General features: G+C 70.9%; 2 protein-coding genes. One reads left to right on the top strand and one right to left on the bottom strand.

Annotation, left to right across the window (positions count from 1 at the left end; translation table 11 throughout):
• The first annotated feature begins 73 nt into the window (after positions 1 to 73).
• Entirely contained in the window at positions 74 to 2,392 is a 2,319-nt protein-coding gene (locus ACTJKJ_RS19835; protein ID WP_440821486.1) for a TonB-dependent siderophore receptor, read from the top strand.
• 84 nt (positions 2,393 to 2,476) lie between these two features.
• On the opposite strand, the gene ACTJKJ_RS19830 is transcribed toward ACTJKJ_RS19835, so the two are convergent.
• A partial coding sequence (locus ACTJKJ_RS19830; protein WP_440821485.1) for an amino acid adenylation domain-containing protein occupies positions 2,477 to 11,201 on the bottom strand: 8,725 nt, incomplete at its 5' end.

Genomic DNA, 11,201 nt, shown 5'->3' with positions numbered 1-11,201 from the left:
GGGATCCGTGGCGGCGCGCTTTTTCACGTTCCGGGCGCCTCGTTGCCCACCCTCGTTCCCGTTCGCCACAACCATGAATCCTCAGAAGGATCGCGCCATGTCCCCGTTCCCGTCGCTCGCCCTGTTCCGTCCTCACCGGCTGTCGTTGGCCCTGGCCACCGCCTTCGGCACCCTCGCGCTCGCCGGCGCCGCGNCGCAGACCGTCGCCGCCGAGACGCCCACCGACAGCGCGCCCGCCACCGCGGCCGCCTCCTCCGCGGCGCCTGCTACCGCCGCCTCGGCCGCTGCATCGGGCACTGCCTCCGGCGCCGCGCTGCCCACCGTGTCGGTGAGCGGCCGGTCCGCCACCAGCGAGGGCACCGGCTCCTACACGGTGCGCAGCACCGGCGCCGGCACCCGCATGCCGCTGTCGCCGCGGGAGACGCCGCAGTCGCTGACGGTCGTCGGCCGCCAGCAGATGGACGAGCAGAACCTGGACACGCTCAACGAGGTGATGCGCCAGACGCCCGGCATCGTCGTCAACCGGCGCGACGAGCGCGTGGACTTCACGTCGCGCGGCTTCTCGCTGAGCCAGATGGTCGACGGCATCCCGACGCTGGCCTACAACAATGTCTCGGCCGAGGCCAGCATGACCAGCATGGCGATGTATGACCGCGTCGAGGTCATCCGCGGACCGGCCGGCCTGCTCAACGGCGTGGGCCAGCCCGGCGGCTCGGTCAACCTGGTGCGCAAGCGGCCGACGCAGCAGTTCGAGGGCAGCGTCACCGTCGGCGCCGGCAACTGGAGCCGCACCTTGGCGCAGGCCGACATCGGCGGCAGCCTCACCGCCAGCGGCGGCGTGCGGGGCCGCATCGTCGCCTCGCACTCGGGTGGCGACACCTTCATCGACAACAAGCGCCGCAAGGACAGCCTGCTCTACGGCATCGTCGAGACCGACCTCGGCGCCCGCACCGTGCTGGCCGCCGGCTTCGAGTACCAGAAGAACGACATCGACGGCGCCAACTTCGGCAACATCCCGCCCTACTACGGCAACGGCGCGCGGCTGGTGGTGCCGCGTTCCTACTCCTTCAGCACGCCCTGGAGCACCTGGAACATGGAGACCCGGCGGGTCTTCGTCAACCTGCAGCACGCCTTCGACAACGGCTGGCAGGTCAAGGCCGAGGTGGCGCAGGTCAAGAACCAGCGCAAGCGCTACAGCGGCGACCTGCAGAGCACGCTGCCCACCTTCCCGATCAACGCGGCGACCAACATCGGCGTCGTCTCGCTGAGCGACAACCCGGCGGACGGTACCAACAAGTCGCTGGACGTCTACGCCTCCGGCCCCTACCAGCTGTTCGGCCGCACGCACCAGGCGGTGATCGGCTTCAACGTCAACAAGCTGGAGACCGAGATCGCCAACAACAGCGCGCTCAACACCGGCACGCGGCTGGACCGCCGCCCGGGTGGTGTCTTCGACCTCGCCGCGATCGCCAAGCCGGACTTCCTGTACCCGCGCCTGCGCCAGAACGCCGAGACCGAGGAACGCGCGGCCTATGCGTCCACGCGCCTGCAGGCGACCGATGCGCTGTCGCTGCTGGTGGGCGCGCGGGTGACCTCCTACGAGAACCGGTCCTACCAGCGCTCCTGGGCCGGCACGGCCAACGGCGCGCGGGTGGACGGCGTGCCGATCAAGGAAACCTCGGTCGTCACGCCCTACGCCGGCGTGGTCTACGACCTGACCGGCGAGTTCTCGGTCTACGGCAGCTTCACGCAGATCTTCCAGCCCAACACGTCCAAGGACGAGAACGGCAACGTGATCGATCCGCAGCGCGGCAGCAACGTCGAGGTGGGCGTGAAGGGCGAGCACTTCGGCGGCCGCCTGAACACCGCGGTCGCGGTCTTCCGCACCAAGCAGGACCACGTGCCGGTGGCCACCGGCACGCTGCAACCGGATGGCTCGCCGGCCTTCCGCGGCGAGCGCGGCACGGTGACCGAGGGCTTCGAGCTGAGCGTCTCCGGCGAGGTGCTGACCGGCTGGCAGCTGATGGCCGGTTATGCCTACGGCACGCCGCGCAAGGCCGATGGCACGCCGCTTTCGCCGCACCTGGCCACGCGCACCGTCAACCTGGCGACCAGCTATCGCCTGCCCGGCGCGCTGAGCCGGCTGACCGTCGGCGGCAACCTCAGCTACCAGAACGCCACCTCGATGGACATCGTCTCCAAGACGCCGCTGACGCAGGGCGGCTACACGCTGATCGGCCTGCTGGCACGCTACGAGCTCACGCCGCGCATGACCGTGTCGCTCAACGTCGAGAACGTGACCGACAAGACCTACATCTGGATGAGCGGCCAGTCGGGCTACATGTTCGGCACGCCGCGCAGCACCTGGCTGCGCGGCAGCTACCGCTTCTGAGGCCACTTCTAAGGCCGCTGGCGACGCCGATGTCGGCATCGCCACGGACGGGATCCGGTGCCGGGAGGCACCGGATCTCCGCGTTCACGCCGTCCCTGCGCGGCCCGCCACCTCCACGCAGTGGTCGATCAACGCGACCAACTGCGCCCGGAAGCCCGCGGCCAGCGCCTCCATCGTCGCCGGCTTGAACATGCGGTCGCTGTAGGACCAGTTCATCGTCAACACGCCGTCCATCACCTGGCCGATCACCTCGATCCAGCAGGGCAGCGGTCCGCGCTCGTCGCGCGCCATCCCGCCGGAGTCGCGTGCGCGGCTGAAGCCCGCGCCGTTCTTCAGCGTCTGGTCCAGCTGGCCGAGGTAGTTGAACGCGATCCCCGGCTGGACCGCCGCCAGCGACGCACGCACCGCCTCGTCGGCATGCAGGTGGCGCAGCACGCCGAAGCCGACACCGCGGTTCGGCACCGCGCGCAGGTGGCCGGACACCGCCGGGATCGCCGCCGCCCACGGTTGATCGTGGCCAGACAGGCGGACGGGATAGGCACTGGTGAACCAGCCCACGGTGCGGCTCAGGTCGATGTCGGCCGCGTCGCCTTCGCGGCCGTGGCCCTCGAGCAGCACCAGCGCCTCGGGATGACCGCTCCAGGCGGACAGCGTCCGCCCGAGCGCGGTCAGCAGCAGCGCATCGATGCCGCCGCCGTAGGCCGCGGGTGCGACACGCAGCAGCTGCCGCGTGAGCGCCGCGTCCAGCGACATCGCCGCGGTGCGGCGGTCCTGGATCCAGGCGGGCGCCTGCGGATCGTCGCGCGGCAGGTCCGGGATCGCGGCGAGCTCGCGCCGCCAGTGCGGCAGCTCGGCGGCCAGCGCCTCCGAGCCCGCCCAGCGCGCCAGATGCTCCGCCCAGGCCTTGAACGGCGCGCTGCGCGCGGGTAGCACCGGCTCGGTACCGGCGACCAGCGCCAGGTAGGCGGCCTGCAGGTCCTCCAGCAGCACGCGCCAAGACACGCCGTCGATCGTCAGGTGATGCACGGCGATCAGCAGCCGCGCGCTGCCGTCGACATGCCGCAGGTGCAGCACCCGCCACAGCGGACCCCGCGCGAGGTCGAGGCTGCGCTGCGCCCGGTCGGCCTCGCGCCGGATGTCCTCCGGGCTGGCGACCTCGCGGCTCCACAGCACGTCCGCGCGCGGATCGGGAGCTGTCGCTGTCGCCACGGTCGACGCGTCCTCGTAGCGCTGTGTCCATCGGCCATCGGCGTCCTGGTTGAAGCGCAGGCGCAGGCCCTCGTGGTGCTGGGTGAGCAGCGCGATCACGCGTCGCAGCCGGTCCTCGTCGAGCCAGGCCGGCGCCCTCAACATCACCGACTGGTTGTAGTGATGACGCGCCGGGATGGGCTGCTCGAAGAACCAGCGCTGGATCGGCGTGAGCGGCACCTCGCCTTCGGCGGCGACAGGCGTCGACACGCTCCCGGTCAAGCCCGTCGCCGCGCTCACCGATCCGCCAGCCGACATTGCCGTCGACGCGTTCGACGCGGGCGTAGCGCCCGCGGTGGCCTCGCTGGCCGATCCGACGCTGGCGAAGGCGGCCGTCAGGCCCTCGATCGTCTGATGGCGGATCAGGTCACGCAGCCGCAGTTCGAAGCCGAGCCTGGCGTTGCGCACCCGCGAGATCACCTGCAGGCTGAGGATGGAATCTCCGCCCAGCTCGAAGAAGTTGTCGCCGATGCCGACCTGCTCGATCCCCAGCACCTCCTGCCAGATCGTCGCCAGCCGCTGCTCGACCTCGGTGCGCGGCGCGCGGTGGTCGCCATCGTGCGAGCTCACCGGATCGGGCAGCGTCGCGCGATCCAGCTTGCCGCTGATCAGGCGCGGCAGTCGCGGCAGCAGGACCAGATGAGCCGGCGCCATGTGCTCCGGCAGCTGCTCGGCGATGCGCTGGCGCAGGCGCGGCAGCAGCGTCGCCTCGCTCACGTCCGGCAGCGCGACGACGTAGGCCACGAGCTGCTTGCCGGACGGACTCTCGCGCGCCACGACCGCCGCTTCCAGCACGCCGGGCACCTCGCACAGGCAGGTCTCGATCTCGCCCAGCTCGATGCGGAAACCGCGGATCTTGACCTGGTGGTCGGCGCGCCCGATGTATTCGATGTTGCCGTCCTCCATCCAGCGGACCAGGTCGCCGGTGCGGTACAGGCGGCCACCGGCGGCGTCGAAGGGGTCGGCCACGAAGCGCTGCGCGGTCAGGCCGGCCCGTCCCAGGTAGCCGCGCGCCAGGCCGAATCCGCCGATGTAGAGCTCGCCGACGACGCCCGCCGGCACCGGCTGCAGGTCGGTGTCGAGCACATGGATCGCGCGGTCCCCGACCGGCTTGCCGATCGGCGCGTAGGCGCAGTCGAAGCCCTCGCTCGCGGCCGACTTCCAGATCAGCGGCGTGATGACGCACTCGGTCGGGCCGTAGCCGTTGATCAGCGTGCGCGGCCGCAGGTGGCGGCAGACCTTGTCGTAGGCGGCCTTGGGCATGGCCTCGCCGCCGAAGACGTACAGCTCCACCGGCGGCGCGTCGCCGCGCAGGCCGGCCCAATCGGCGATCTGGCCGAGGTAGGCCGGCGGGAAGGCGGCGTTGGTGACCTCGTAGCGATGCAGCGCCTCGCAGGTCTGCTCGGCGGTCCACAGCTCGTTGTCGCGCAGGGCCAGGCCCGCGCCCACGCACAGCGGCGTCAGCCAGCGCTCATGGGCACCGTCGAAAGAGAAGGACATGAAGTGCAGCTCGCAGGAGGCGGCGCTCATGCCGTAGATCTCCGCCGTGGCCAGGCAATGCATGGCCAGCGGTCCGTGTGTCACCGCCACGCCCTTGGGCAGGCCGGTCGAGCCGGAGGTGTAGATCACATAGGCGAGGTGGTCGGGATGGTCCGCCAGCGCGAGATTGGCGGCATCGTCCGCCGCTGTGGCCGCTATGGCCGCTGTGGCGGCCGCAGTCGCCTCGCGGACCTCCTCCATCGTCACGACCTCGAGGCCCGGCACCGCCGGTAGTCGTGCGCGCAAGCCGCGCTGCGTCAGCAGCAGCGCGGCGCCGCTGTCCTGCAGCATGAAGGCGAGCCGGTCCGGCGGATAGGCCGGGTCCAGCGGCACATAGGCCGCGCCGGCCTTCAGCACGGCCAACAGGCCGACGATGCTGTCGAGCGAGCGCTCCAGCGCCACGCCGACGCGGGCGTCGCGCGGCAGGCCGCGACGGACCAGGTGGTGAGCCAGCCGGTTGGCCCGCGCGTTCAGCTCGGCGTAGCTCAGTTCCTCGTCGCCCAGCAGCAGCGCGATGGCCTCGCCGCGGATGGCCGCCTGGCGCTCGATCAGGCGATGCACCGGCGCCGGCCGCGGCTCGGCCAAGCCACCGCCACCCTGCCCGAGCGCGCGCAGCGCCCGTGCCGCCGGCGCGTCCAGCCAGCGCAGCTCGCCCAGCGGTGCCGACGGATCGGCGGCCATGCCGTCCAGCAGCGTCTCCATCTGGGTGCGTAGCCCCTCGACGAAGGCGTCGTCGAGATCGCGGCGGCTGTAGCAGTACTCGATCACCAGCCGGTCGCCGGCGACGACCTGCAGGTCCATCGCATAGCCGGTCAAGCCCTCCCCGCCGATCTCGTCGAACTCGAGGCCGTACTGGCCGAGCTGCCGCAGCGCGCGATCGATCGGTGCGTTCTCGAAGACGATGATGCTGTCGAACAGCGGCCGGCCGGAGGAGCCGGCCCAGCGCTGCACGTCGGCCAGCGCGGCGTGCTCGTGGTCGCGCAGGCGCAGGTTGGTGTCCTGCACGGCGCGCAGGTAGTCGCCCACCCGCTGGCTGGCGTCCCATGTGACCGGCACCGGCACGGTGTTGATGAACAGGCCCAGCATCTCCTCCGCGCCCGGCAGCGTGGCGGGACGGCCCGCGACGGTGGCGCCGAAGACCACGCGGTCGCGGCCGGTGTGCCGGTGCAGCAGCACGGCCCAGGCGGCCTGCACCAGGGTGTTCACGGTCACGCGCTCGCGCTGGGCGAAGGCCGTCAGCGCCGCGGAGCGTGCGGCGTCGAAACGCGAGTAGCGCTTCTCGAAGCCCGAGCGGCCGGGCGCGGCGCGAGTGGACTCGGCCAGCAGCGTGGGGCCATCGAGGGCCGCAAGCGCCTCGGTCCAGAAGGCCTGCGGCGCGCCGGCGTCCTGCCGCTGCAGCCAGCGGACGAAGTCGCCGTAGCGCGGCGGCGCGGAGGGCAGCGCCTCGCCGGCGTAGCAGCGCAGCCATTCCGCCATCAGGCGGGCATCGCTCCAGCCGTCGGAGAGCAGGTGGTGGCGGGTCCACACGAGCTGGTGGCGATCCTCGTCCAGCTGGATCACGGCAACCCGCGAGAGCGGCGGGCGGATCCAGTCGATCGGGCGCGTGAGCTCGGCGCGGGCGAAGTCGGCGATGCGACGCGCGGTGTCCGCCTCGCCGCGCCAGTCCAGCCGCGTCATGGCGCTGGGCGCCTCGCGCAGCACCAGCTGCAGCGGTCGCGTCATGCCGGGTTGCCACAACACGGCGGTGCGCAGCATCGCGTGCCGCGCGACCATCACGCGCCACGCCGCCTCCAGGCGATCGGGATCGAGGTGGCGGACCTCGACGTTCAGCTGGTTCACGTAGAGGCCGGAGCCCGGCGCCTCGACCGAGTGCAGCAGCATGCCTTCCTGCGTCGGCACCAGCGGGTAGACGTCCTCGATCGAGGCGGGGTCGATCGGCAGCGCGGCGATGGCGGCGGCATCGAGGAAGTCGTCGAGACGACCGAGCGGCGATGCCGGGTCGGGCGCTGCCAGCGCGCCGTCGTCGATCCGCTGCGCCGCAACGCCGAGACGGGCGATCGTCTGCAACTCGAAGATCTGCCGCGGCGTCAGATGCCATCCGGTGCGACGCAGGCGGGCAATGATCTGCAGGCTGAGGATGGAATCTCCGCCGACCTCGAAGAAGTTGTCGTGACGGCCCACGCGGCTGATGTCCACGTCGAGCACGTCGGCCCAGACCGCGGCGATGGCGGCCTCGACCTCGCCCTGCGGTGCTTCGTAGGCGGCTGCGGAGGCGGTATGGAGATCCGGTGCCGGCAGCGCCTTGCGATCGACCTTGCCGCTGGGGTTCAGCGGCAGCGTGTCGAGCACGACGATGGCGCTGGGGACCATGTACTCGGGCAAGCTGCGGCTGAGCGCCTCGCGCAGGATTTCGGTGTCGATTGCACCGTCACGCTGCGCCGTCGCTCCGGGCTGCGCCAGCGCCGTCGCGTGCGCAGAGACGTATGCCACCAACCTCGCGCCGGTGGGCGTCTGCATCGCCACGACCACGGCCTCGCGCACGCCGGGCTGGGCTAGCAACTGCGCTTCGATCTCGCCCAGCTCGATCCGGAAGCCGCGGATCTTGACCTGGTGATCGATGCGGCCGAGGTAGTCGAGCTTCCCTTCGGCATTCCATCGCACCAAGTCCCCGGTGCGATAGAGCCGGCTGCCGTCGATGGCCATCGGATTGGCGACGAAGCGCTCGGAGGTGAGTCCGGCGCGATCGTGATAACCGCGCGCCAGGCCGATGCCTCCCAGGTACAGCTCGCCCGGAACACCCGGCGGCACCGCGTTGAGGTCGCCATCGAGCACCCAAGTCGAGATGCCAGTGATCGGCGCGCCGATCGGCACTTGGCTGCGACCGTCGTCCCGGCAGGTCCAGTGCGTGACGTCGATCGCCGCTTCGGTGGGGCCGTACAGGTTGTAGAGCCCTGCCTTCGGAAGCCGGCGAAACACGGCGGCTTGCGCCTCGGCCGGCAACGCTTCGCCGCTGCACACGATGCGTTTCAGCGAGGTGCAAGCCTCGACGCCGTCATGCGCCAGGAAGGCCTGCAGCATCGACGGCACGAAGTGGATCGTGGTGACCTGGTGCTCGTTGATGAGCTCGACCAGCCGCTGCGGATCGCGGTGATCGCCCGGCGCGGCGATAGCGAGTCGTGCGCCTTCGGCCAACGCCCAGAACAACTCCCACACCGAGACGTCGAAGCTCAGCGGCGTCTTCTGCAGCACCGTGTCAGCCGCGCTCAGCCCGTAGGCTTTCTGCATCCAGGCCAAACGGTTATGCAACGCGACGTGGCGGTTGGCCGCGCCCTTCGGCCGGCCCGTCGAGCCGGAGGTGTAGATCACATAGGCGAGGTTCTCGCCGTGGACCTCGACGTTGGGATTCGCCAGCGATGCGCCCGGACGTTCATCGGCGCTCTCCGCGGCATCGATGTCGACCAAATCGACGCCCTGCCCCGCCGGCAGCTTCGCGCGCAGATGCGGCTGCGTCAGCACCAGCGCCACGCCGCTGTCTTCGAGCATGTAGGCGAGCCGATCGGCGGGAAGCTCCGGGTCGAGCGGCACGTAGGCACCGCCGGCCTTGAGGATGGCCAGCACGCCGACCATCATCTCCATCGATCGATCGACGGCCAGTCCCACGCGCGAGTCCGGGCGCACCCCCAGCGCGATGAGGCGATGCGCAAGACGGTTCGCGCGCGCATTGAGTTGACCGCGTGTCAGCGTGCTCTGCCCAAAGACCAGCGCCGGTGCATCCGGATCGATCGCCGCCTTGCGTTCGATCAGCCGATGCATCGGCACGGCCTCGTCAGCAGACGGCGGCACCTCGCTCCAACGCGTCAGGGTCGCAGCCTCCTCCGGCCCGACCACGCTCAGCGCATGCAAGGCCTGCCCGCCGCCCGCAGTCAGCGCGTCGACGATGCCGCGCACGGCCGCTTCCAGATAAACCTGCATCCGCGCCACACGCACCGAGCGCTCGACCTGCAACACCAGCTCGAAGACCTCCCCGCGGTCATTGACCGAGAGCGTGAACGGATAGTTGGTCCGCTCCTTCGCGCCGACCAGCGTCATGCCATCCCAGACCGCGTCCGCACCATCCTCGCCGCGGCGCGGACCGCTATGGCGATAGTTCAGCAGGCTGGAGAACAGCGGCGTGCCGCCCGGCAACCCGCTGCAGCGCTGGGCCAGCGACAGCGGCGCGTGCTCGTGGTGCAACAAGCCGGTGAGGCGATCATGCGTCTCCCGCAAGCCCTGCGCGACGCTGCGCCCGCGCAGCTCGACCCGCAAGGGCAGCGTGTTGATGAACATGCCCATCGCACGATGCGCCTCGTCCCCGCCCTGCATGCGGCCGAACAACACCGTGCCGAAGACCACGTCGTCGCGCCCCGCCGTGCGCGCCAGCACCAGCGCCCAGGCGAGGTGGAACAAAGTCGCCGCGCTCACGCCCTGGCGACGCGCCTGCTCGCGCAACTCGATCGAGAGCGCCGCCGGCAAGGTCAGGCGCGACTCCTCGTTCGCGCTTCCATCGAGTCGCGCGTCGGCGAGGCCGAAAGGCGCGGTCACTTCGTCCACGCCGCCCAGCAGTTGCCGGAAGAAGGCCTCGTGCTGGTCCCCGCTCATGCCCGCAAGCGCCTGCGCCACGTAGCGGCGGTACGGCACCGGCCTGGGCAACTCGGCATGACGCTGCTGCAGGATCAGCGCGATCTCCTCGATCATCAGCTTCTCGGCCGTGTGGTCGAGCGCAAGGTGATGGCTGGGCAGCTGCAGCAGCCACTGGCCGCTGGGCGCATCGTGGACCGCGATGGCCCGCACCATCGGCGCGCGGCGCACGTCGATGCGGAAGGCGCGGCGATCCACATGAGCCGCCAGCCGCTCCGCGGCACGGCCCGCGGCGCGGTCGGCCTCGTCGATCGGCAGCCATTCGAGGGTGAGCGGCGCTGCGCGGCAGACGACCTGCACCGGCTCGCGCAACCCCTCCCACACGACGGCGGTGCGCAGGATGTCGTGACGCGCGATGACCTGATTCAGCGCGTCGATGAAACGCGTCAACCGTGCCTCGCCGTCGAAGCGCAGCAGCAGCGAAATCACATAGGCGTCGCCCTGCTCCTGCATCAGGTGATGGAAGAGCATGCCCTCCTGCAGCGGCGCGAGCGGGTAGATGTCCTGGATGTTGGCCGCGCCACCGGGGATCGCGGCCTCGATGCGCCGCAGCTCGGCCGTGTCGAGCTCAACCAGCGGCAGCATGCCCGGCTCGAGTGCGGTGCAGCCGGCCGGGATGGTCGCCGCATTGGCGTCGGGGTCTGCGATGGGGACGACCACGCCCGCCGACTGGGCCACGGCTGACGCGAAATCGGCGAGTCGCGGATGAAGGAACAAGGCCCGCATCTCCGATGGCCAACCGCACTGGCGCAGTCTCGCCTGCAGCTGGATCGCGAGCAGCGAGTGCCCGCCCAATTCGAAGAAGCTGTCCCACCGGCCGACGCGCTCCACGCCGAGCAGGTCACGCCAGATCGACGCGATGGTCGCTTCGGCCTCGCCCTGCGGGGCCTCGTAAGCCGCCGCTGACTGGGCATGGAGGTCCGGCGCCGGCAGGGCCTTGCGATCGACCTTGCCGCTGGGGTTCAGCGGCAGCGTGTCGAGCACGACGATGGCGCTGGGGACCATGTACTCCGGCAGGCTCCGGCCGAGTGCCTCGCGTAGCTGGTCGGTGTCCAGCGCGCCCCGTGGCTGCGCCGACGCACCCATCGGCACGGAGGTTCCGGACCGCACTGAAGTTGCTGGCTCCACCGGGGCGGCCGCCTGAGCCGAGATGTAGGCGACCAGCCGCGCGCCGGTGGGCGCCTGCAGCGCCACGACCACGGCCTCGCGCACGCCAGGTTGCGCCAGCAACTGCGCTTCGATTTCGCCCAGCTCGATCCGGAAGCCGCGGATCTTGACCTGGTGGTCGATGCGGCCGAGGTAGTCGAGCTTCCCTTCGGCATTCCATCGCACCAAGTCCCCGGTG

Origin of the sequence: Roseateles sp. 22389, assembly GCF_052044995.1 — a bacterium.
Lineage (GTDB): Bacteria > Pseudomonadota > Gammaproteobacteria > Burkholderiales > Burkholderiaceae_C > Roseateles.
The sequence above is the reverse complement of the archived record's forward strand: the minus strand, read 5'-3'. Positions and strand labels throughout refer to the sequence as shown.